This window comes from Candidatus Hydrogenedentota bacterium, from assembly GCA_035416745.1.
Taxonomy (GTDB): domain Bacteria; phylum Hydrogenedentota; class Hydrogenedentia; order Hydrogenedentales; family SLHB01; genus UBA2224.
The window spans coordinates 86,720-110,418 of record DAOLNV010000005.1; the positions used below are offsets into that span (position 1 = coordinate 86,720).

The window sequence follows — 23,699 nt, forward strand, 5'->3', positions numbered from 1 at the left end:
TGGGCTTCGAGGTCCTCGACGGCCTCCTCCATGGCCTCGATGCGCGATTCGAGTTCGTCGAGGTCCTTCTTGCGGCGGCGCCGCTCGCGCTCCTCGGCCTTGTCGCGCTTTCGGCGCTCGACCCGGCGGATCTTGAGTGGATCATCGGGTTTTTCGTCTTCCGCGCTCGCCTGACGCTCGCGCTGTTCGCGGTACTCCGTGTAATTGCCGAGATGCGTGATCACGCGGTCCTGTTCGAACACCACCAGCCGGTCAACCATCTTATCGATAAGTGTGCGGTCGTGGGAGACCATCACCAGCGTGCCGGGATACTGGGCCAGAGCCTCCTCGAGGGCCTCGCGCGACGCGATGTCGAGATGATTCGTCGGCTCGTCGAGCAAGAGGACGTTGGGTTCCCTGGCAATGAGTTTCGCGATGGCCACCCGGCTCAGTTCGCCGCCGCTCAGTGCCGACACCGGTTTGAAAACCTCGTCTCCCACGAAGAGGAACCGCCCCATATATGTCCGCACCTGCTCGGGAGTCCAATCAGTGCGGGTATTGCGCATCTCCTGGAAGATGTCGAGCTCGCGGCTGAGGGTGTCGTGATGTTGCTCGTAGAAGCCCAGCTGCACCTTGTGTCCAAGCCGCACGTCGCCCTCGCCTTCGGGCAGGCGACCCGCGAAGTGGCGAAGCAGAGTAGTCTTGCCGCAGCCGTTGGGGCCGATGATGCCGATACGCTCACCGCGTTTCACTTCTAACGAGAAACCCTGGTACAGCACCAGCGGACCGTACCGCATCGAGATGTTTTTGGCCTCGATGACCACCTCGCCCGTGCGGACCACGTCCCCGAACCGGAATCCAGCTGATTTGCCTTCGGGGGGAGGGGCATCGATCCGCTCGATCTTCTCGAGGCGTTTCAGACGGCTCTGGACCTGGCTGGCCTTGGTGTTCTTGTAGCGGAACCGTTCGATCCAGCGCTGTTCCTTCTCGATGAACTCCTGCTGTTTCTGGTATGCCTTCTCGTGCTGTTCGCGCAACAGGGTCTTCTGGCGCAGGTAAAAGGAATAATCCCCCGTGTAACTCCGCACCTGCCCGCGTTCGATCTCGTCGATGCGCGTGACCACGGCGTCCAGGGTGCGCCGGTCATGCGAGACGATGACAAACGCCTTCGTGGATTCCTGCAAGAAAGCCTCGAGCCATTCGCGCGCCGCGATGTCCAGATGGTTCTCCGGTTCATCGAGAAGGATGAGGTCCGCGTCCTGCAACAGTACCAGGGCGAGCATGAGGCGGGTGCGTTGGCCGCCGCTCAGGGCCGTGACCGGCAGGGCGAACTCGTCTTCCCGAAACCCCAGCCCGAAAAGCACGCTGCGTACCCGGGCGCGGAATTCGTAGCCTCCGTGAATGCGGAACTTATCCTGGAGCCGGCTGTAGGCGTCCATGACTCCATGCTCACCCGCGGCAAGTCTGTGTTCGAGGTCGCTGAGGCGCTTCTCCTCTTCGATGAGCCCTTGGAACGACCGCATGACGGCGCGATGGATGGTTTCACCGGGCAGCAGGTCCGGCATTTGGGCCAGGCACGCCACACGCGCGCGGCGCATCCGCTCGATGGACCCCGACGTCGGCTCAAGTTGGCCGGTTATGAGGCGGAAAATCGTAGTCTTACCCGTGCCGTTGCGGCCGATCAGACCGATTTTCTCGCCTTCCTCGATGCGGAAATCGACGTCCTCGAGCAACGGGACACCGTCGTAGGATTTCGAGACCTTTTCCAAACGCACCAAGCTCATCGGAGCGTATCATCCTTGATATCTGTGCGGAAGTCTTCCCGCGACACAAACCGAAACGAGATTATACCGGCTCGGAGGACCCCTATCCAGAAACCAAGGAGAACCGTCCCGGGTAGCGCAATACGCTCTAGTCCTTCCCCTCTATCATTTCTTCGTAGAGCGCGACATAACGCTCGACCATGCGGTCGGTGGTGAGGTGTTCGTTGACGTAGCCCGTGGCGCGGTCGGCGAGTTCGGAGGCGAGCTCCGGGTCCTGGATGAGCCGTATCATGGCCGCGGCAAGGGCTGAGGGGTTTTGCTTGGGGACCATTAACCCTGTGATGCCGGGTTTGACGGTCTCGATCATGCCGCCGGCGTCAGTGGATACGACGGGGACGCCCGAGAACATCGCTTCGGCGCACACGCCGCCGAACCCCTCCTGCTTGCTCGACAATACGAAGGCATCGAGTACGGGGAGTATCCGGGGAACGTCTGTCCGGTAGCCCAGAAAAGTGACGCTTGGACTCAATCCGGCCGCTGCGACCTGCGCTTCGATGGCGCCGCGCAGTTCCCCGTCGCCAACGAGCGCGAGATGGGCGCCAGGCAGTGTCTTCTTTACAACAGACATGGCCTCGATGAGGGTCGCGTGGTCTTTATGTCCGACAAAAGCCCCCACATTTCCGAAGAGGGGCGCCTCTTCAGGCAGACCCAGCTCGGCGCGGGTACAGGGGGTGACATCGAACCGGGCGGGGTCCTGGGCGCTGTTCACGACGGAGAGTTTGGCCCCGGACACGCCGAATTCGCGAAGGATGTCCGCAATGCACTGCGAGACGCAGACAATGCGGTCAGGAAACTCGTATTTCCATCGGTTGATGACGTTGGCTCTCGGGGCAAAGTCCACGCGCCGGGTAACCATCACCTTGGCTCTGCGTGCAAACATCCGCGCCAGGCAGGCCAGCGTATGGGCATGGCTTGTGTGGGCGTGCAGGATATCGATATCCAGCGATTTGACGGCTTTCGCGAGCCGCCAGGCGGTGAGCAGGTCGATTTCTCCGCGAAACGGGCAGGTTATGCGGGTGAGGTTCTGGATGCCGTGGTCCCGCTGCGTGAACTCCCCGTCCGGATGACCCCCGACCGCCACGAAATGGCCGCGCTGAGCCAATCCCTTGATGAGGTAGCTTGCTTGCTGCTCGCCCCCGCGCCAGCCGCGCTGTTCGTCAAGATGCAGTGTGCGTACCATGAATCTCCAATGCGCGGCAGTATGCTTCGGCTGTGCGCCGCGCAAACACCTCTAAGGTGAAGTCTTTCAGTATCCGCTGCCGTCCCGCCGCCCCCATTTTGCGGCGCAGTTCAGGGTTAGCGAGCAATGTTCTTATCGCCTCTGCCAATGGTTCGACGGTTCCCGCGGGCACAATGAATCCCTCGACGCCGTCGGTCAAGATCTCGGTCAGGCCGCCGTAGTCCGAACAGACCACGGGCTTTTCCTCGGCCATCTGTTCCTTCAAACTGAACGAAGAGGTGTCGCAATCGATGGATGGCTGGACGCCTATGTCGAAGGCCTGGGTGGACCGGGCCATGTCGCCGCGAAACCCCGCGAAGCGTACGATGCCGGCAATTCCAAGTTCCTCGGCGAGGCGGACCAGCTCCTGCTCCAAATCCCCCTGGCCCAGAACAAGCAGGCGCAGGTTGGGAAACTCCCCCTTGAGCCATGCCGCGGCGCGAAACAGGAATTCGTGGCCCTTGGCGGGAACCAGCCGCGCGGCAATTCCGCATACCAGCTCATCGTCTCGATAGCCAAATTCGGCGCGCGCTTGGGCCCGTTGCGCCGCGTCAGGCTTGAACTCTTCCGAGTCAACGCCATTATGAATCGAGCACATTCGCGCGGGGTCAAAGGCCCGTTGCTCTCCCAGCGTTTGCCGGACCGTGTCGCACACCACGATCTGGAAATCGGTCCAGCGCCGGTTCAAGACGCGGTTGGGCCACATATCATGCACGGGGTAGGTGTTGTGGCGTGTCCGCACGAGGCACACGGGCCGGCCCAGAAGGCGGTTTGTGGCTGCCGCGGCCCAATGATCCTGCGAACCGTTCACGTGCAAGATATCCGGTTTTTCCTGCTGGATGAAGCGGCGCGTCTCGCGAATATCGGCCAGCCAGCAGAGCGGGCGGAGTCCCCCGCGAAACGTAAAACGGTTGTCTACCCCGCAGCCGGCCGCCTTGGCGTGTTCCACAAGCACGGAATCCGGTTTGCAGCCGATGGTGACACGATGTCCGAAGCGCGTGAGTTCGGCAGCCAGGCTGGAAACGTAGCGGACCTGTCCCCCGCCGCGCAGATGGGGGTCCGTCATGAGAATATGAAGCGGGCGGCCTGTCACTTGAGGGAAATCGCCTCTTCCACCGTCACCTCCGGCAGGTGCTCGATCGTAATACCTTTGAAAGCAGCCGGGTCGAAATGGTTGGCAAACACCACGACCTTGTTGGTCTTGCCGAACTCGAGTTTGCTGCCGGCCTCGAAGAAATAGGCTACGACAGGGTTGGGATTCGGCGTATATCCGCGCCATGATGCCAAGGCGGGAAACACGGTGCGCTGCACGCCGTTGACCCAGGCCCGAAGCCCATAGTTGCTTCCCGCCAAGTCCAGTCCGCACTTGGGCGGCAAGGGCGAGGCGTATCCCTCCGGTATGCCCGGCACGCCGGAACCCGTTCGAATGGGATCGAATGCCGCTTCCGGCTCGAACCGAATCACGAAGAACAGGCGCTTGGGGTAGGCCCAACAGGGGCGGTTGAGCTGGAAGGGAAGCGTATCGATATCTTCTTTCAGGGACTCGGGCACGTGAAACGCAGCCGAGAGCCAGACATCGCGGCGGATATCCATCTCTGTAGTCAGCCGCACGCCTTCGAAATCTCCCTGCGGCAGCGATTCTACCCCTTCGGCGAACAGACGCCGGGTCACCAGCCAGTCCCGGATGCTGGCGGACATGGCCTCTCCTCGAAACGTCACGGTCTGGCGGCTGAAACGGTCTTCGCTGCGCACGACAATCTTCGCCGTGGTTCCGGGTTGGCCCTGGGCATACAAGTTGCCGTTGTCCGTGCGGTGGGGCACGCCAAAGACCTCCGGGCGTTTGCGCCGGGCCGCCGCCGGCGAGCGGCGCACCACCTCGACAATCCGGGCCTCTTTCGGTTCGAGAAGGCAGGACAATTCGCTATCGCGGGTGAACAGTCCGTCGTTTGGCCCGAGATAGTTGTACTTGCGGGGATGGATTTCCCGGACGATGTACTCCAGGTCGTGTTTGAGGTGGAGCCGCAAGTGCACTTCGCGGGGATCGTAGCTTGTATTAAACAGAAAGAGCACAGCGCCTTGAGCCGTGGCGTAGCTGTATCCATCAACCTCGCCGAGTCCTGGTTCCGCAAGGATCTCCTCGACAAACAAGCGGTCGGCGAGGTATTTGCGCTCCCAGGCCAGCCATTTGACAGCGAAGGCCCGGTCTCCTTCGGGAAGATCCTGTGGAAGGGCGTGAAATCTATGCCGGGGCGTCGTGGCCAGGGCCGATATCAAGCCATAGCGCCAGCCGGCACTGTCGTGATACAGGTACCAGGGGTAATGTTCCGCGCCGGGGTACGGCGCCCCCAGCGCTGCTTCGGGCGCCATGCCCACTGCGTTCGAGAGCTTGCTGCGCGGTATCAGGAAGCTGTGCGCACGCCGGAAGTATAGGCGCTGCATATCCGCGAAAAGCCGTCCCGGATGAATGTCAGGCAATGGCAGGGGATGTTCCTCGGACATTACGGCCAGGGCGTCGCACAGACGGGCCAGCCCGGCCCCGTAGCTCACGTACGGCCGCATGCAGGTCACATGGGCATAGTTCTCCTTGAGGGAAGCCACTACTTCGACCAGCCCCTGAAACGCTTTCATCAGCGACTGAATCCCCGCCGAATGACCATGACCCGCGGCATGGCACTGCACAATGGGGCTACCGCTGACTTCAATGTTTCGGAACTGATACCGGTCCATGATTCGAAGACAACGGTCCACCAACGAATCGCAGAACGCTTCCGAGGCAAAACAGGGGGCGAAATCATGGGTGGCGGGCGCACCCAAGGGGTCCAGGGCCACCCATCCCAAGTTTTCCGTGCGGTCCCGCCGGATTCGCAGCACTTGATCGAGGCCTTCTATCTGCAGTTGTTGTTCTACGGTCTCGCGAAGCGGATAGGATTCCAGCGACTCGAGCATACGCGGCAAGAATACGCGGGTAGCATTGAGCCAGCGGCATTGCTCCAACACCTCGAGATCACTGGGGCCGGCAGTGCCTTGTTCGGGCCCCTTCAACTCCACGGAAGGCAGTTCGGCCAGCGATGCGCCCGTCAAAAGATACTCGCGAAACCATTGTTGCTCGCCGATGTCCAGATCTGCCGCCGTATCGTGAAACGGGTTCTTGCAGTTTCTGCCTTCGAGCGAGCAAACGCCGATATGTGCCGCAAGCATCTGGTGACTGCGCCCCGGTGTAAGCTTCGTCCCTGGATAGTACTCGAAGGTGAAATCACGGCCTTCACACACCACGAAATACCCCGGGAAATCCACGCAGAAGAAAAGACTGCTCCGTTGTGACCGCAAGAACATGACCGGGTAATACATGCCCCCGTCATGCACGTGACAGCCGTATCTCGGGTCTACGGTATGTTTGATAACCGTGACTTTTTCGAGGAATGCGTCCTGAGTGAGCCCGTGGAAGGCGACATTCTTGCGTATGAAGTGTTCGCCACGGAACAACACATATGAAATCTGCGCTTGGAGCCAGCCGCAATCCAGTTTGGTTACCAGGGTAGATACGTCTCCCGAGCCCCGGGCCTCCATTGCGCTCACCTGCCCTTCCAGGGCGGATAACGGACCCGATGAGAACCACGCCTCGAACGGGCTGAAACTCAGGTGGAGCTGCTCGCCGGTCAGCTTGTTGGTCATCGTGGCATGCCCGGGTTCGCGCGGGTCCAGTTTGATGACCAACTCGAGGAACCCGTTGCCCAGCGTCCCTTCGCCCCTCGATACGTGGGCATACGCAGGCTCCCGGCGTTGGGGTGCGTCGCGCAGTTCGAGTTGTGGGTATATATCCGCTTTGTATCTGCCCGTTGCCATGCGCTCGCCTCTTTGCCATACAGATTCTATCAAATACATTGGGGCAAAGGAAAGAGGCGCTCATAAGCCACTGTCTTACAATGACTTACTTATTGGATGCCGCCGGGCGCTGTGGGATCAACGCGTGGTATCCGGTGGGTGTTCCCCGGTCTTGGCACTGGTGTCCTCTTCCTGGTCAGGCAGGGGGACGTCTTCGGATGTTCCTTCTTCTTTTTTGTTGGACAGGTCGATTTCGGTGAGGAGGCCGCCTACCGTAAGATTGGCGGATTCGAGTTGTTCGAGGGCCAGCTCCAGTTCGTCATCGATCTGAGCCAGGTCCTCGGACTGGTGAATTTCGATTTTTCGTTTCTTGGCCATAGTTCTTCCGTGAGGTGATTTCTGCTGCAACTATTGGATAGCAGATGTTATAGCATAGGCGCAGAGATGGGGCCCACCTCCCGCATGAACCCTCCGAGGAGCGCCCCGCGATGCTCCTCGGTCAATTCGGGTACCTGTTTCATGACGATATCCCAGGCTTCGGCATCGTCAGCGGCCTTTTGGCACGATGGCTCGAAATGGCTTGGGTCTTCATGGGCGGTAAGGTTCGCAATTCGCACGACAGCGGCAAGCAATGGGTCTTTTGCTCGGGTTAAGGCAATGTCGGCCTTGGGATGATGTAACAGCAGGCCGTCGGTCAGCGTTTGTGGAAAATTCCATCGTGTTGCGAGTGCCGCCGCGGCATCGGCATGCGTAAACCCGAACACTTCAGTCTCGATATCACATAGTTTCCTGCCCCCGCCTCCGGCCTGCGCGTACATCTTGGTGTAGTCCGTTGCGAATTGGCGCATCAGCACGAGTTTCCCGATATCGTGTAACAAGCCGGTGATGAAATCTTCGCCGTGCAGCGCCAGCCGCAAGTGTTCGCCAAGCTTCTTCGAGAACCCCGCTGTCAGGAACGAGTGTTTCCAGAAGTCGCCGGCAAACAATGACGCGGTTCTCCTGCTGCGCAGGATATCGAAAACAGAGATGCCCAACACGATATTGCGGACTTCCTGGACACCGAGAATAACCAAGGCCAGCTTCACGGTACCAACATATTGCCGCATGCCGTAATACGGGGAGTTGCTGATGCGGAGCACTTTCGCGCTCAGGGCGGGATCCTTTTGGATGACCTCGGCCACGGCGGGCAGATCGACATAGGGGTTTTCGGTAAGGAGAAGGACCTCTGACACGACTTTTGGAACCGCCGGCAGGTCGCCGACGCGCTCGATCACGTGCTCGAGATTGGCAGATGCACTCATGAAAAGCATCCTAGCAGTTAACGGGTTAATAACAAGGGACAAGGACTATGATTCATGGCGTACGCTGTGGTACTGCCGACAACCAGCCGGCGCACCTTCTTATGACCATAGGCACCCATGATAAGCATGTCTGCCTTGTGTTCTTCCGCGTACTCCACGATGGTCTCGCTTGCATCGCCCCTTCGGACTTCGGACCGCACGTTGAGATTATAAGGTTCCAGGTAGGTCTCTGCCTCCCTGGCCCATGCCTCCGCGCTTTCGCCTTCGCCGACTACCAGTACCTTCAAGGCCGCTTCCCAGTCCCTTGTGACTTCCGCGGCGACATGCAGCGCGGCCCGGGAATACCCGGAACCGTCATACGCCGCCACGAACACGTCGTGGCCGGGCGTATCGCGGCCGGTTACCAGGACGGGACGCGTCGCGCGCCGCACTACGGCGCCCGTGGTCGAGCCGACTAGCCCATCGAGCCATGCACTGTGTTCCCCGCTTCTTCCCAGGATGATGAGATCTGCTAATTCCCCCTGTTCGACAACCGAGCCCACTACCAAGCCGGTTACGAGTTCGGTCGAACACTCGATGCCGGCATTTGCACAGATTTTCTTCACGGATTCCAGAGCCGCCTTGCCGCGCTCTTCCAGGATCATGGCAATATTGCCCTGATAGTTGACATAGGGAGCGGTGCCTAACGATGCCGATATATCCCGAAGAAAGGGGCCCTCGAGGAGCTTGATGTCCACCACATGAAGGCCTCGTACCGTGGCCCGGTACTTTGTGGCAAAGGCGGCGGCAAACCGCACCCCCGCCTCTGCCGCGGGGCTTCCGTCGGTTGGCACCAGGATGTGCTTTATCACCTCTCCAACACCCCCTTTGTTGAGGGCACGCCTTCGACCCGCGGATCGATCTGGACCGCTTCGTCCAATGCGTGTGCGAACGCCTTGAAGAGCCCCTCGATGCAATGATGCAGATTCTTTCCCGCGCGCAGGACCAAGTGCAGAGTTGCCCTGCTATTTATAGCGAAGGCGCGAAAGAACTCTTCGGCGAGTTCCGAATCGAACTCTCCTGCCTTGCCACAGGGGAGATCGCCGTCAAACCGCAGGAACGGCCTGCCGCTGAAATCGATCGAAGCCTCGGCCAACGTCTCGTCCATCGGTATTACCGCGTGCCCGAAGCGCCGGATCCCCTTCATGTCGCCCAAGGCCTGCAGAAAGGCTTTGCCCAGACAGATACCCACGTCCTCGACAGTATGATGAGCATCGACCTCGAGGTCACCTTCAGCGGAGACATCAAGGTCGAATAGGCCGTGCCGGGCTACATGGGTGAGCATATGGTCGAAGAACCCGATGCCGGTCTTTATGTCGGAGCGGCCACTCCCCTCGAGAACGAGCGTAAGCGTGATGCGGGTCTCCCCCGTTTCACGTTTTACAGAGGCTTTGCGCATTTCAGACTTCCCTTGCCGTGTTGACTAGCGGCCAACCTCCAGCCTGTCCGCAAGATAGTCCGGAAGGCCGGAGTTCCGAATATGTGTCATCGCGGCCTTGACATTGTACTTGACGCGGACCAGCGAGAACTCCCGCCCAATTGTATCGTACACTCCGAACGAAGCCCTCGGGTCGCCATCTCGCGGCTGACCCACGGAGCCGGGATTGATGAACGTGACAGGCCCGTCCTTCAAGATGAACTTGGTGCCATTGACGGGTGTCCAGCCCCCGTCAGACTCAAAAATACCGGGCACATGCGTATGACCGAAGAAACAGGCATTTCTTCCCTTGACGGAGACATCACCGAAATGAGGACTCACATCCTCCCAGGTGAACATGTAGGAATCGCGGTCTCCGGGGGCGCCGTGCACCCCAATCACGCCATTGGGCTGTACAGCGTCGGGAAGCGCATTCAGCCACTCGATATTTTCTTGCGTGAGCGCTTCCCTGGTCCATATCGCGGCCTCGAGTGCTATACGATTGAATCCCCAGGGCTCTTCCCGCCCGCACGCCACGGCGTCGTGATTTCCGCACACCGTTGGAATGCCCCTTTCCCTGATCAGGGCGGTACATTCGTTCGGGTTGGCATTGTAGCCGACGATGTCTCCCAGGCACAGGACTTGATCGATATCGAGCGCATCGATCTTCCCCAACACGGCCTCCATGGCCTCAATATTGGCATGGATGTCGGAGAGAATCGCGTATCGCAATAGCCGACCTCCCATCGAACACTGTACGGCTTCCCCGCGCCGTCCAGTATTGAACACGCCAAAGCGTGTGAACCACTCCACCACCCGAATCGGAGGAAAGACCCACTATTTGAGTTCTCCCCCAGCACACACACGTTACCATACCTCAACCGTTTATCAACAAACAACCCCGACGTGTGCCGCCGGACAATCACCGGCGAAACCAGCCACGGTGCGGAGCGGAATCTGCCCCCCCTTTTGACGACAAAACAAACTCCAGATTTTGCCGTTCGCCTGACTGATGCTCGGAACATTGGGCCGGCATCGTGGCCGCGGCGGATTCTGGGCCCTGTGATCCTGGTTGTTCTACGATTTGGACCCTATTTATTGTGGCACATAATGCGAAAATTCGCAATGTGTTCTGCCTTCCTCTTCCCCGAGGCTTGTGTCACCTCGTAGCCGTCACGGAGAAACCAAGGGCATGCTCGAGCCAACGATCTTGAACCTCAGAAGAGTCGATTTAACTGGTAAGAGAAAACCGGGGCTAGAAGGTGGGTCCCAAATCCGGTATTGTAATTCCTGTCTTTCGAAGAAACGCACGGGACGGGAGCAGGTCCAACATTATGGCAGGGCAGGAGCACATCATTCCTTGTTTGACGGTCTTTGGCGTGGGATTTGGCGTGGTCATGCTCCTTGAGCCCTTCATTCTCCGCTTCGCCCTTAAACGCGGGCTCGTGGATCCCCCAGACTGGCGGAAAGTGCACACGGGCACGGTTCCGCGCATCGGGGGAGTCGCATTCTTCCCCGCGATTCTCCTGTGCTTTTGGACCATTTACATTGTCTGGCCACAGTATTGCCAGCCGCACTACCGGGGTCTCCTTGTTGCCTTGTTGGTCATTTCACTCGCCGGATTATGGGACGATATGCGCAACATGCGCGCGTTAACGAAGCTGGGATGCCAGTTCGTGAGCGGGGCGATTTTGTTCTGGGCGGGTTACCGGTTCCAGGCCTTCATGCTGCCCTTCAGTTTCAGGGTGGTTGAGCTTGGGTCGATCGATTTCTTGCTCACCGTGCTCGCCGTTGCGGCCGTCATCAACGCCATCAACATGCTGGACGGCCTGGATGGTCTCGCCGCGGGATGCACGTTCATCATGTCCGGGTTCCTGCTAGTGAATAAGGCGACGCAAGGCGGTGCTCTTTCGGCGTCCATGTGCGCCGGCGTCATGGGCATCACGGGGGCATTCTTGTTCTTCAATTTTCATCCGGCGAAGGTCTTTATGGGCGACACCGGCTCGATGTTTCTGGGCTTGTTTCTTGCTTCCGAAATGCTTGACGCGGCCTCGCATGCAACCGCCCTGACAACGATGCTGCTGCCCCTGGTCATCCTGGGCATCCCGATCTTCGATATGCTTCGCATCATGGCCACCCGCGCTCGTAATTCCGGTAAAGTGTTCTCCGCCGACAAGAGCCATATTCATCACCGCCTGTTGAGTCTCGGCCTTTCCCACAAGGAAGTCGTTCTTTTCACATACGCGTTGAATGTTTACATGGGCGTCCTGGCGCTGATTTATCGGCACGTTGACCTCAATTACCGTATTCTGTATGTGTTCAATATCGGTCTTTTCCTGTTCATGTCCTTTTATCTAGTTGGCCACGACCACCGAAAAGACCCCGAAAAATGAACCCCAGACCCCAGGAGAACGTGAAATGGAGAAAATCGCATACGGAGGTTGGCCCAACTGCATCCGCATTGCCAAGGGCCCCATTGAGCTGATCGCGACGACGGATGTAGGACCCCGAATTATCCGCTTCGGGTTTTCCGGCGGGCACAATCTCTTTAAGGAGTTCGAGGAGCATCTGGGTCAGACCGGAGGCGACGAGTGGCGCAGCTATGGCGGACACCGCCTCTGGCACGCCCCCGAGGCCTCGCCGCGCACCTATGTTCCCGACAACGAGCCGGTTCACGCCGACTGGGACGGCAAGACCCTGGCATTGTCGCAGGAAACCGAAGCTGCCACGGGCATCAAGAAGGATATACGTCTGTGCTTTACGGGCGACAGCGGCGCAGTCCGTCTTGAACATACGCTCACCAACACCAATCTGTGGAACGTGACCCTCGCGCCGTGGGCACTCTCAGTAATGGCGCAGGGCGGACGCGCAATTCTTCCTCAGGAGGAATTCCGGTCGCACTTGGAGTACCTTCTCCCTGCCAGGCCCCTTGTGCTCTGGCATTACACGAACATGAGCGACCCGAGATGGCGCTGGGGCGAGAAGTACATCCAACTCAAGCAGGAGCCAGCTGTCGGCGTGAGCAAACAGAAGGCCGGAGTCCTGAACAAGCAGGGATGGGCCGCCTATACCCTTAACGGTGCAGTATTTGTGAAACGTTTTGCCTGCATCGACCCCGCCCCGTATCCCGATTACGGCTGCAACAACGAACTTTACACCGATAGCGACATTCTCGAGGTGGAAACGCTGGGCCCGATGGTGTCGCTCGCGGCAAATGGCGGTTCCGTGACCCACGTCGAGCATTGGAAACTCTTCAAGGCCGACATCCCCGAAGACGAAAAAGGCATTGATAAGACCCTCTTGCCTCTGGTGCAAGAGGTACCCAGAGTCTGACCACGTTCAAGGCGGGGAGCGCGTCTGACCGACGTTGAGCTCGCCCGCGGACGAGAAAAATGCCATGGCGGGTCGAGCTGAGCGCAGGCGGCCCGCTTCCTGCGAGCGCCAAATCCGCTCCGGTTGCGTATGGGGTATGCCCATCGCCTGCCGCCCAGGGTGCTGGAACCAATGCCCTCCCGTACTATCCCCTGTTTGCGGCTCGCGTTGACGCGTCCGCGCAAAACAGGCAGAATGGCACCAGTCTGTTGGGGGAACAGCGGAGGGATCCCGAGGCATGCTGAATGTGGCGTTCATCGGTTGTGGCCGTATTGCCGACTTGCACTTTGCCGGTTACAAACGCCTCGGCGATGCGCGCGTGTACGCGATCTGCGACAACGATCCTGCCCGTCTCGCCGGCCGTCAGGCCGAATGGGGCGTTGAAAAGGTGTACACAGACTATCGCGACCTTCTGGCCGACCCCGAAGTTCATGCCGTGGAAGTGCTCACTCCGTTCGACACGCACGAGGAAGTCGTACTTGCCGCCGCCCGGGCCGGCAAACATATCGCTTGCCAGAAACCCATGACCGACAGCCTGCCGAGCGCGGACCGGATGCTCGCGGCCGTAAAAGAGGCGGGCGTACTTTTCAAGGTGACGGAATGTTATGTGCTATATCCCCCCGTGGCGCAAGCCAAAGCCCTGATCGATGCCGGCGTAATCGGGGAACCCGCAGGTCTTCGCATGCGGTCGATCTCCAGCCCCGGCGGCGGATGGGAGGTGCCCGCCGCGACCTACGAACAGCAGCTCCGTCAGGTCGCGCACGGCCACGGGTTTGAGACGTTCGACCACGGGCACCACGAATGGGCCATGGCATGGCACCTGCTTGGCGCGCCCGAACGCGTCACTGCATGGGTCGACTCTGAGGATGGCATACTCGATTGCCCCGCAACCATCATGTGGAAATGCAAAGAAGGAACCCGATACGGCGTGTGCGATTTCAATCATGCCAGGTTCCTCACCATCCCCTCCAAGTACTATCCCAACGACGAGTGGCTGGAAGTCACGGGGTCAAAGGGAATCCTGTTCATTAGCAAGGGCACGGGCGATGTCCATGAGCGGCCTCCGGTGTCCGTCTTCACCGGCTCCGGTTGGCGGCATTACAGTCCGCCGGCCGATTGGATCGAGGGATTTACCGCATCCACGGCCAACTTCGTCCGGGCCATTCAGAGGCGGGAGCCCCCCCTGCTCGACGCAGAGTCCGCCCGCCAAGTGCTTCGGTTCTCCCTGGCCGTCGAACGAAGCGCCGCCGAACGCCGCGAGGTCTATGTTGAAGAGTTCGAGCACGCATTTCCGCGCTGGTACTCGTGGCGCCGGAAACGGAGAGAGCGCAGCGGGTGCATTGTTGGGCCCCGCAAGAAGCGTCTGTCCGATTTGTTCGGCGGAGGGACTCGCCAGTATGCCCCTCATGCGCGCGAGCTCACGCTGGATCTGGGCAGTCGTTATGACCCATCCAAGGCCGCGGGCTGGTCGTGTGTCGTGGGTCTCCGCCTCACTGCCGAAGAACGAGTGACGGAGCAGTCGTACGCGCTGCGGATAAAGGACGGCGGTCTTTCCGTAGAAGAAGGCTTTCTTCCCAAGGATGCCGAGCTTACGTTAACCATGCCGGCGGGAACGTGGGCGGCAATCCTGATGGGAAAGAAACGCCTCGAGACCGCCTTGCTCCAGGGGAAAATCAAGTATGAAGGGCGCGCTGAAGAAGGACTCAAGCTCCGCGGCGCGTTCAAGATTTAGAATGAACAGGAGTTGAGCGCTTGTCAAAACTCCCATTTCGCACAAAACTGGTCTTCGGCCTGGCAGGGCTGGGGATGAATCTGCCGGACCTCCTCCTGCTGCAGTGGCTTATGAAGCGGTACGTTCCGGGAACCGAGGATGCCGTCCCGCTGGTAGCTCCCCGGTTGTTCGCTGCCGCCTACATGATCGGCCGCATCTGCGAGGCGATATACTGCCCAATCATTGCCAGTTGGACCGACAACTTCCGGTCGGCCAACGGGCGCCGCATCCCGTTTATTCGGCGGGGCATCATTCCGTTCGCACTGGTCGTCTTTCTCTTGTATAACCCGCCAATCGACGGGACCAGCATAATCAATTTCGTATATCTTCTCGTGCTTTTTCAGGCGTATCTGTTCCTGTACTCGCTTGTGGTCACGCCCTATCTTGCCCTCTTGCCCGAACTTACGCCCGACGTCGAAGAGCGGGTATCTCTCACCGTAGCGCAGTCCCTCTTCCTCGTGGTCTCCAGCGTATGCTTTGCATTCGCCGGCGTCCTGATTGCGACCCTCGGATACCGTATTACGGCCGGTATTGTGGCTTGCATCGCGGTCCTGTCATTTGTTCCGATCGGCTGGACCGTGCGCGAGCGCCAGCCCATGAACCTGGAAGACGGTCTGCCCCGCGTACCGATGATCAGAGGTATGCTGCTCACGCTGAGAAATCCCGCGTTTCTCGTTATAGCGATTTCCACGGCTTTCTACTGGTTTGGCCTGCAGATTATCATCGCCCTGGTTCCATACTGGGTCGAGACGGTGCTCGAGAAGAGCGAGGCGTTCACAACTGTTCTGATGGGATTCTTCGTGGTATTCAACGTTGCCTCGTTCTTTCTGATGCAGAAGCTTTCGTCCCTTTTCGGCAAGTACAGGGTCTTCCTGCTGACCCTGCTGGGTTCGGGCGCGGTCTTTGCCATGTTCGCGGGCGTCGGCGCCATTCCAGTGGGCGGGGTCATCCCTCAAACCATGCTTGTGATGGCGTTCGTAGGGGTGACCGTGGCGGGGTTCATGGTCCTTCCCTTCGCGCTGCTTTCCGACGCGGTCGACTATGATGAGCGGCTCACGGGCCAGCGTCGGGAAGGCATGTTTTTTGGCGTACAGGGCATTTTTCAGAAGCTGATGATCGGTCTGGGAATCGTGACCCTGAGCAATCTCAAGGGACTTGGCAATGCACAGGCCGACGCAACAGTTGCCGGCCTCAAATGGGCCGCCGTCCTGGCGGGAATCGCGTGCGTTATCGGCTTCCTTGTTTTTCTGCCCTATCCCCTGCGCGAACGCCACGGCCGGGTGGCTCACGTCCATGACAACCCCGGGGAAGAGCCATGAAGCGATTCGTGCGGGAATATGACTACTACCGGAACATCTTCCGCGAACGCCCTCTTCCGCTGGCTTATGTAGATCTGGAACTCTTTGACGCAAATATCGCAGCCGTGCTTGAACGCGCCGGGCGAACACGCATCCGCGTTGCCTCAAAATCCATCCGGTGCGTTCCTTTGTTGGAGCGCATTCTGGCCAGTGATGAACGTTTCGATGGTGTGATGTGTTACACGGCGGGTGAGGCGGTGTTTCTCAGTCAATTGGGACTCAACAATCTTCTGATCGCCTACCCGGCGTGGCAGGAGGCGGAGCTGGCCTCACTATGCCGTGAGCTTCGGCGCGGCAAGAGACTGATCTGCACGATCGACAGCGTGGAACATGCCGATCACCTGAATCAGTCTGGCCGTGCGTTTGACACGCAGATCCCTGTCTGCATCGATGCCGACATGTCGTATTCGTTCTTGGGGCTTCATTTTGGCGTTCAGCGAAGTCCCATCAGGGACGCCGCCAGCGCTGCTCACGTGGCCAAGCATGTCATCGGTTGCCGGCACTTGCGTCTTGAGGGCCTCATGGCCTACGAAGCGCAGATTGCGGGCATACCCGACGACGTACCCGGCCGCCTTTTCCGCAACAGCGCCGTACGGTTTCTGCAATCGCTATCCAGGCGGGACGTGTTGCGCCGGCGGCGGGAATTGGCAAGCGCGATAGTGAAAGCCGCGCACGAACTCGCGTTCGTCAACGGGGGAGGCTCGGGCAGCATCGATTTCACGGTATCCGACGGCGCGGTGACTGAAATTACTGTGGGCTCGGCATTCTTCGCCCCCGCCCTCTTCGATGGCTACCACAACGTTCAGTATCAACCGGCGGCCGGATTCGCATTGGAAATCACGCGCATCCCGAAACCCGGCGTCTTCACGTGCCTGGGCGGAGGCTACGCCGCTTCGGGTTCCGCCGGTCCGGACCGCCTCCCCAGCCCGTACTTGCCGAGGGGCGCCCGGTTACTCCCGAGCGAGGGCGCCGGAGAGGTGCAGACCCCGGTCCGGTACCGGGGTGAGCCCCGCCTGGACATCGGCGATCCCATCCTCATGCGACATGCGAAGGCGGGGGAATTATGCGAGCATTTCAACTCGCTTGCGCTCGTCTCGAATGGCGCAATTATCGACGAAGCGCCGACCTACCGCGGCGAGGGGCAGGCATTCCTGTAGCGTCCGGATGCGTCGAGCCAAGCACTGGTTTCGCGCGCGTTTGGGTCGATTCCACGCCTTTGCTATACTGTTGGGCCGAATCTTTAACGTGAAACGGGCGCGCGAGTGCCCTCAGCAAGAGGCGGCCTTAAATGACCATGACAGCAGGCGAGACACGCGGTGCCGACGTGGGAATCACCGTATGCAACCCGCGTAATGGCGAAGTTCTATACACAATCCCCGCCCCATCCGCGCAAGACGTGACGGACACCTATGCGCGCGCCAGGGAAGCCTTCAAGAAACTCAAAGCCATGTCAGTAAGGCAACGGCTTGATGAGGCTTCGAAACTCAAGCGGTATTTGCTCGAAAACCGTCTGGAAATCGCGCGGAAGATCGTAAGCGAGACCGGCAAATGTCTTACCGATGCCCTCATGCTCGAGGTCTTCCCGGCACTCGACACCATCGATTACTATGAGAAGAACGCCGAGCGCATCCTGGCCGAGCAGCGCGTCAAGACGCCGATCTTTCTGTTGGGCAAGAAATCCAAGGTGGTGTACGAGCCCATGGGGCCCGTACTCGTCATTTCCCCGTGGAACTACCCGTTTCATCTCTCGTTTGTGCCTATTATGTGCGCGTTCATCGCGGGCAATTCAACGATTTTGAAGCCGTCGAGCTATACTCCGCTCCAAGGGTTGTTCGAAGCCATTACCGGCAATAGCGGATTCATGAAAGACGCTATTCAGGTCATCTACGCGACTCGGAAACACGCCCAGATGCTCATTGACGAAAAGCCCGCCAAGATCTTCTTTACCGGCAGCGTCGGGGCGGGCAAACAGGTCATGGCATCCGCCGCCCAGCACCTTATCCCGTTGGAACTCGAGTTGGGCGGCAAGGATCCCATGGTTGTTTTCGAAGATGTCGACATCGACCGCACCGTTAACGGTGCGCTGTGGGGCTCATTTGCGAACTGTGGGCAAACCTGCACGTCGGTCGAGCGCGTATACGTCCAGGAACGCATCTATGATCAATTCGTGGCGGCGCTGACGGAAAAGATTGCCAAACTCAGAACCCTGGCGCCCGACGGCTCCGGGAAAGACGACGGCGAACTGGACGTAGGCTGCATGACCGCGGAATTCCAGATCGAGACCATCGAGGACCAGCTCAGCGACGTACAGTCGAGGGGCGGGAAAATCGCGTGTGGCGGCGGGCGCAACGGCAAGTCCCATGTTTTTCCGCCCACTGTTGTTACGGGCCTCGAGAACGGCATGAAGATCGTGTACGACGAGACGTTTGGGCCCGTGGTGACTGTCGGCAAGTTCAAGACCGAGCAGGAGGCCATCGAGCTCGCCAACGACTCGCCTTTCGGGCTGAGCGCAAGCGTATGGTCGGCCGACCTCGAACGCGCCGAGCGGGTTGCGCGAAGCATTATCACTGGAAACGTCTCGATCAATAATGTGCTGGCGACTCAGGCCAACTCCGGATTGCCGTTCGGCGGGGTGAAAGACAGCGGTTTCGGGCGCTATCGCGGGTCGTTTGGCCTGCATACCTTCTCGAACGTGAAGTCTCTTGTTATCGACAAGCAAAGCTCCAAGCCGGAGCTGAATTGGTATCCCTATTCCAAGAGGAAGTTCGAACTGTTCAATGAGCTGATGGCAGCCGCTTTTGGCGGCAAGCCCTTCTCGCTGTTGCGAACCGCGGTGGCGGGATTGAAACTCGAGATTCTCGCAAGAAAGAACCGCCTGTAATATCCAAGCCCGCTCAGGCAAGTATGTTCGGTCAACGCGCAAAGCGCTGGAGGTCCCGATGTCCGTATCTTCCGATGCGTGTGTATCGCCTGATGAGTCCGTCTCCCGTGTGCGCCACGCGGGCGTTTCGCTTGCGCTTACGTTCTGTGTGCTTCATTCCGGCGCTACCGTGATGATCTATGAGTTTCTTGCTGTGCGCATTCTTCAGCGGGATTTCGGCAGCCTTCTGGAAATATGGGCAGCGGAGATGACGGTAGTTCTGGCCGGGCTTGCCATCGGTTACGCGCTGGGCGGATACCTCGCGGACCGTTTCCGGGCGTGGTGGCTCTTGGGCGCCGTATTCATTATCGGCGGGCTTACAGCCTTGCCCATGGAACCCCTGGCATTCCGCACCGCGGACTGGCTGTTTTCCTTTGAGAATACTGAACCTGCGTGGTGGTGGCCGATATTCGCCGCCGGGGCGTGCACGTTTGTCCCCATTCTCGCCCTGGGAACCGTTACGCCCCAGGCCATACGGTTGCAGGTGCGAAGCCTCGACCGGGTGGGCTCGGGCGCAGGGTGGATAGCAAGCCTGTCAACCGTCGGGAGCATACTGGGCGTCATGCTCATCACCTTCGTGTTCTTGCCGAAATACGGCGTTCGGGACACCCTGTTCTGGGTGTCCCTCGCGCTTGCCGCCCTTGGACTTGTTGTGGTGGCGGTATCCCTGCTGACGCGAAAGAGAGGGATTGCCGCCGCGCCGGTGCTCCTGGCGCTGCTCTGCGCGTGCGGCGGAGCGGATGCCCAAATCCTCTTCGATCGCTACAGCGCCTACCACCACATTCTGGTCGTCGACGAGGGAGATACCCGTATGCTCCGTTTCGATGACACCCGGCAGAGCCAGATGTCCCTGAAGAACCCCGTCGAGGGCGGATTCGAGTACACGGATTTCTTCCACGTGCCGATGGTGTTCAATCCGGCAGCCCAGGACGTCCTGTTCGTCGGATTGGGAGGTGGCACGGGGCCCAAAGCATTTCTCCAATACTACCCTGGTGCGCGCCTTGACGTCGCGGAAATCGATCCGTTGGTGGTAAGAGTCGCGCACGACTTCTTCCAGGTGCCTGAGGACCCGAGGCTGCAGATCTCGGTAGCGGACGGCAGGGTCTTCCTCCGGAGGGCGCGCAAGAGTTACGACGTCATCATCATGGATGCGTACGGCACCAGCCCCTACGGTCTCTATCTTCCCTATCACCTTACCACGATCGAGTTCTTCAAGATCGCACGAGAACACCTAAAAGACGGCGGCTGCTTGGTTTACAACACCGTCGAGGTCGACCGCCGCACAAAGCGCGACCGGGTGCAGGATCTCCTGACAACGCTGGGCAAGGTATTTGAGTTCACGTACGCCTTCAAGGCCAGGACCAGCCTGAACACGGTGCTCGTGGCCATCAAGTTTCCTCAGACGGCCGAGGGTGCGCCCGCCGTCACTTACCCTGAGTGGCCCCAGGGGCCCGTGTCCAACCATCCCCTGAATGTCGAGCAATTGGCTGACCTTACGCGTATGCTTGCGGAGAAGGGGCGGCTTCCGCTGCCCCGGCTCCAGGACCGGGTGCGGCAGATATCCCCCGCTGTGAGCGGGCCGGACCGCGGGACGGTTCTGACCGACGACTTCGCGCCCACCGACCTCGGTGCAGGGGGCTGACGAACCTACGTGTCAAGCACCGAATAATCGACTGGGGCGTGATTTCCGCGCTCCAGCCATCGGGCCAGGACAAACAGGTAGTCGCTCAAGCGGTTCAGGAATGCCGGAATTGTGCCGGCGTCAAACTCGGGGAAGGCCTGCCGGAATTCCGCGAAAGCTCGTTCGAGACGCCGCACAGCCGTGCACGCGACATCCGCGTGGGCAGCGGGAACCGTGGACGCTCCCACGATGAATGCGTTTGGCAACTTCAGCTCCGTCTCGAGACGAAGTTGGGCATCCTCCAGCTTGATCAGTTCCTTCTCGCTGATCTTTCCGCGCCTGCACTCGGGATGCTTCCCGGCCGGGTCGCTGCAGTCGGTCCCAATGATGAAAAACGTGTGCAAGACCCAGTGCAGAAAACGCAGGATGTCGTCCAGCGCCTCGTCATTCTGTGAAGCCAGCACCTGCCGCAGCAAGGCGGTCTGTACCCGCGCTTCGTCTAGTGCTCCGATGCAGCATATGATGGGATGGGACTTCGGATAGGTTTCCCCGTTAAGGGCTATCGTCTCGCCTTGGTCTCCCTGTTTGGTCGTGACTTTTGATCGCATGTTGCTACCCTCAATCGATGGCAACGGAAACCGGACAATGGTCCGAGCCCTGAACATCGGAATGTATCCGGGATTCCTGCAGCCTGGGCAACAGCCCCTCGTCGATTACATGATAATCCAGCCGCCAGCCGATATTCCGGGCCCGGGCATTGGTCCGGTACGACCACCAGGTGTAGTGGCCCCGACCCGGCGTCAGGTGCCGGAACGTGTCCACATACCCCGCCCGAAGCAGCCGATCCATCGCACGCCTCTCCTCCGGATAGAACCCCGGGTTGTCGACGTTTTCTTTGGGACGCGCCAGGTCAATCTCGCGGTGTGCGATATTGAAGTCGCCACACAGGATCATAGGTTTGCCTGCTTCGCGTAATTCCTTGCCGAGCTTGCCGATCGCGCGGCAGAACTCAAGCTTGTATTGGATTCGCGCCCGTTCGGGCTGGCTGTTCGGAAAATACGCGTTGACGAGCACAAACGAGTCAAAGTCCAGCACCTGGACTCGCCCCTCGTCGTCAAACTTCCCGATGTTCAGACCCTCGACGCGCACGGGTTCGAATCCTTTTCGAAAATACGTTGCCACACCGCTATACCCCCGGCGCTTCGCGCTGTGCCACACGCTGCGGTACCCGTCCGGGGACAGAACAGACTCGGAGAGGTCGCTGGGAAGCGCCTTGGTCTCCTGTACACAGATCACGTCGGCCCTGGTCCCGAGCAGCCAAGGCACAAAACCCTTCTTTTCGATCGCACGGATCCCGTTCACATTCCATGAGTGAAGATGCATGCTTGCTCCAATTCGTGACAGCGAACGCGAAACACGTTAAGAATAGTTCTTTCAATAGGTTAAAACAAACCGCAGCATGTGGAATATGCCTGGGTTCGCGGGTTTGTTATACTGGGAGGGCCGCACTGCGCGCGAATATGGCATATCGCTTCACCTGAAAACGAGCACGGAGATGAAGATGCTTCTGCCCCTGTTTCCTCTCGAATTGGTTGTTTTCCCCGGAGAACACCTCCGCCTGCATATCTTCGAACCGCGCTACAAACAACTGATTGCTGAATGCCGTGATACCAACGCCTCGTTCGGGATACCTGCTTACGTCGACGGAGGCGTGGCCGAGTACGGCACGGAGATGACCCTGGAAGAAATCAGCAGGACCTATGACAACGGCGAGATGGACATCCTCACCAAGGGCCGCCGCGCATTCCATCTTGAGCGCTTCGTGCGCGACGTCCCTGGAAAGCTGTATTCCGCGGGTGAAGTCACCTTTGTGAACAACCTCGAGACAAGCACCGCGACTCCCAAGGAAACCCTCTCAAAACAGTTCCACCGTCTCCATGAACTCCTCGAAACCGGTTATCAGCGAGACAATTTCTCGGGCCCGAACCTTTCTTTCCAGCTGGGCCAGGAAGTGGGATTAACCCTGTATCAGAAAGTGAAACTGCTTTCGTTGGAGCGCGAATCCGAACGCGAAGCACTCATCATTGAACATATGGGTGACGTCATCCCCAAATTGGAAGCGGTTGGAGAGACCAAACGCCGCATCCGCGGAAACGGTCATTTCTACAAGTTCTCGGCGATAGACTTCTGAACTGCACAGGTCCTTGCAATCGCAGGAGATGGGAGGGGATTGAGATGAACAGCATGACGAGACGCGCTACGGCGGTCGCAGGGCAATTCTACCCCTCGTCCCCCGAGAAATTGGCGGGAGCCGTACGAGCGTTCATGGATGATTCGGAAGTGCAACCCGCTCCTGATGCCGTGCGCGCACTGATCGTGCCTCACGCGGGGTATATGTATTCGGGTCCTACTGCCGGTTTTGCGTACCAGCGCATCAAGGGGAAACAGCCCAAACGCGTCGTCCTGCTGGGCTGTTCCCATCGCTACGCAATATCCCGGGCGTCGGTTTTCGTCGACGGTGTCTTTGAAACCCCCCTCGGCGAGTTCCCTATCGACAGCGCGACCGCGCGCACCCTGGCGCAGCGGACGGACAGCCAGTCGGCCGAGCCGCACCTCCTTGAGCATGCCCTCGAGGTCCAGTTGCCCTTCCTTCACGCCGCGTGCGGAGGACCGGTGCCGCTTGTTCCCATACTTTTCGGCTCCCATTCGTCCTGGCATGCGGAATTGGGCCGTGAACTGGCGGACATTCTTGGCCAAGACGATCTCGTTGTGGCCTCGACTGACCTCTCCCACTATCTCAGCCAGGACAAAGCCAATCAGATCGACCAGAGAACCCTTAACGCCATTCTGAGCAAAGATACTGACGAAGTGGGCTGGGGCATAGACGAGCAGCGCTATTCGATGTGCGGCTCGACCGCGGTGATCTGTGCGATGGCCTTCGCTACCGCCGCCGGCGCGGACACCTGGCGGCTCCTGGATTATCGAACGAGCGCCGACGCTTCGAAGGACTACAGCCAAGTTGTCGGTTACGCGGCCGTGTCTATGGAAACGGCCTGA

General features: G+C 59.4%; 20 protein-coding genes. 9 read left to right on the plus strand and 11 right to left on the minus strand.

Annotation, left to right across the window (positions count from 1 at the left end; genetic code table 11):
• The 9 genes from PLJ71_03515 to PLJ71_03555 all read right to left on the minus strand — a co-directional run.
• Nucleotides 1-1,763, minus strand: a 1,763-nt coding sequence (locus tag PLJ71_03515) for an ABC-F family ATP-binding cassette domain-containing protein (protein HQM47727.1), incomplete at its 3' end; no start/stop codon positions are given.
• Between the two features lie 127 nt (nucleotides 1,764-1,890).
• Entirely contained in the window at nucleotides 1,891-2,982 is a 1,092-nt protein-coding gene (locus PLJ71_03520; protein HQM47728.1) for a glycosyltransferase, read from the minus strand.
• Nucleotides 2,960-4,114 (minus strand): glycosyltransferase family 4 protein, encoded by a 1,155-nt coding sequence (locus tag PLJ71_03525; GenBank protein HQM47729.1) that lies wholly within the window; start codon nucleotides 4,112-4,114, stop codon nucleotides 2,960-2,962. The genes PLJ71_03520 and PLJ71_03525 overlap by 23 nt, the downstream gene beginning before the upstream one ends.
• On the minus strand, nucleotides 4,111-6,864 hold the full coding sequence (locus PLJ71_03530) for a hypothetical protein (GenBank protein HQM47730.1): 2,754 nt from the start codon (nucleotides 6,862-6,864) through the stop codon (nucleotides 4,111-4,113). The genes PLJ71_03525 and PLJ71_03530 overlap by 4 nt, the downstream gene beginning before the upstream one ends.
• 117 nt (nucleotides 6,865-6,981) lie before the next feature.
• Complete coding sequence (locus PLJ71_03535) at nucleotides 6,982-7,221, minus strand: hypothetical protein (GenBank protein ID HQM47731.1); 240 nt, start codon at nucleotides 7,219-7,221, stop codon at nucleotides 6,982-6,984.
• 47 nt (nucleotides 7,222-7,268) lie between these two features.
• Nucleotides 7,269-8,144 (minus strand): HDOD domain-containing protein, encoded by an 876-nt coding sequence (locus PLJ71_03540; protein ID HQM47732.1) that lies wholly within the window; start codon nucleotides 8,142-8,144, stop codon nucleotides 7,269-7,271.
• 17 nt (nucleotides 8,145-8,161) lie between these two features.
• On the minus strand, nucleotides 8,162-8,995 hold the full coding sequence (locus PLJ71_03545; protein ID HQM47733.1) for a universal stress protein: 834 nt from the start codon (nucleotides 8,993-8,995) through the stop codon (nucleotides 8,162-8,164).
• Nucleotides 8,992-9,582: an imidazoleglycerol-phosphate dehydratase HisB gene (gene hisB / locus PLJ71_03550; protein ID HQM47734.1), complete on the minus strand. Its 591-nt coding sequence runs from the start codon at nucleotides 9,580-9,582 to the stop codon at nucleotides 8,992-8,994. Before hisB ends, PLJ71_03545 begins: the two co-directional genes overlap by 4 nt.
• A gap of 24 nt (nucleotides 9,583-9,606) precedes the next feature.
• Nucleotides 9,607-10,332, minus strand: a complete 726-nt coding sequence (locus tag PLJ71_03555) for a metallophosphoesterase family protein (GenBank protein ID HQM47735.1) — start codon at nucleotides 10,330-10,332, stop codon at nucleotides 9,607-9,609.
• A 602-nt stretch (nucleotides 10,333-10,934) separates the two neighbouring features.
• On the opposite strand from PLJ71_03555, the gene PLJ71_03560 reads away from it, so the two are divergent.
• The 7 genes from PLJ71_03560 to PLJ71_03590 all read left to right on the plus strand — a co-directional run bounded on the left by PLJ71_03560 (nucleotide 10,935) and on the right by PLJ71_03590 (nucleotide 20,663).
• Nucleotides 10,935-11,993: an MraY family glycosyltransferase gene (locus tag PLJ71_03560; protein ID HQM47736.1), complete on the plus strand. Its 1,059-nt coding sequence runs from the start codon at nucleotides 10,935-10,937 to the stop codon at nucleotides 11,991-11,993.
• A 25-nt stretch (nucleotides 11,994-12,018) separates the two neighbouring features.
• Nucleotides 12,019-12,933, plus strand: coding sequence for a hypothetical protein (locus PLJ71_03565; GenBank protein HQM47737.1), 915 nt, complete (start codon nucleotides 12,019-12,021; stop codon nucleotides 12,931-12,933).
• A 277-nt stretch (nucleotides 12,934-13,210) separates the two neighbouring features.
• On the plus strand, nucleotides 13,211-14,704 hold the full coding sequence (locus PLJ71_03570) for a Gfo/Idh/MocA family oxidoreductase (protein ID HQM47738.1): 1,494 nt from the start codon (nucleotides 13,211-13,213) through the stop codon (nucleotides 14,702-14,704).
• Between the two features lie 20 nt (nucleotides 14,705-14,724).
• Entirely contained in the window at nucleotides 14,725-16,062 is a 1,338-nt protein-coding gene (locus PLJ71_03575) for an MFS transporter (GenBank protein HQM47739.1), read from the plus strand.
• A complete protein-coding gene (locus PLJ71_03580; GenBank protein HQM47740.1) occupies nucleotides 16,059-17,258 on the plus strand; it encodes an amino acid deaminase/aldolase in 1,200 nt (399 codons plus the stop codon). The genes PLJ71_03575 and PLJ71_03580 overlap by 4 nt, the downstream gene beginning before the upstream one ends.
• Before the next feature lie 131 nt (nucleotides 17,259-17,389).
• On the plus strand, nucleotides 17,390-18,982 hold the full coding sequence (locus PLJ71_03585; GenBank protein HQM47741.1) for an aldehyde dehydrogenase family protein: 1,593 nt from the start codon (nucleotides 17,390-17,392) through the stop codon (nucleotides 18,980-18,982).
• 58 nt (nucleotides 18,983-19,040) lie between these two features.
• Nucleotides 19,041-20,663 carry a fused MFS/spermidine synthase gene (locus PLJ71_03590; protein HQM47742.1) on the plus strand — a complete coding sequence of 541 codons (1,623 nt, stop codon included), beginning with the start codon at nucleotides 19,041-19,043 and terminating at the stop codon, nucleotides 20,661-20,663.
• 5 nt (nucleotides 20,664-20,668) lie between these two features.
• On the opposite strand, the gene PLJ71_03595 is transcribed toward PLJ71_03590, so the two are convergent.
• Both PLJ71_03595 and PLJ71_03600 read right to left on the minus strand, forming a co-directional pair.
• Nucleotides 20,669-21,250: an ATP:cob(I)alamin adenosyltransferase gene (locus PLJ71_03595; GenBank protein ID HQM47743.1), complete on the minus strand. Its 582-nt coding sequence runs from the start codon at nucleotides 21,248-21,250 to the stop codon at nucleotides 20,669-20,671.
• Nucleotides 21,251-21,260: 10 nt separating this feature from the next.
• Nucleotides 21,261-22,025 (minus strand): exodeoxyribonuclease III, encoded by a 765-nt coding sequence (locus PLJ71_03600; GenBank protein ID HQM47744.1) that lies wholly within the window; start codon nucleotides 22,023-22,025, stop codon nucleotides 21,261-21,263.
• Between the two features lie 172 nt (nucleotides 22,026-22,197).
• Between PLJ71_03600 and PLJ71_03605 the strand changes: the two genes are divergently transcribed.
• Together PLJ71_03605 and amrB are read left to right on the plus strand one after the other, a co-directional pair.
• Nucleotides 22,198-22,833 carry an LON peptidase substrate-binding domain-containing protein gene (locus PLJ71_03605; GenBank protein HQM47745.1) on the plus strand — a complete coding sequence of 212 codons (636 nt, stop codon included), beginning with the start codon at nucleotides 22,198-22,200 and terminating at the stop codon, nucleotides 22,831-22,833.
• Between the two features lie 44 nt (nucleotides 22,834-22,877).
• Entirely contained in the window at nucleotides 22,878-23,699 is an 822-nt protein-coding gene (amrB, locus tag PLJ71_03610; GenBank protein HQM47746.1) for an AmmeMemoRadiSam system protein B, read from the plus strand.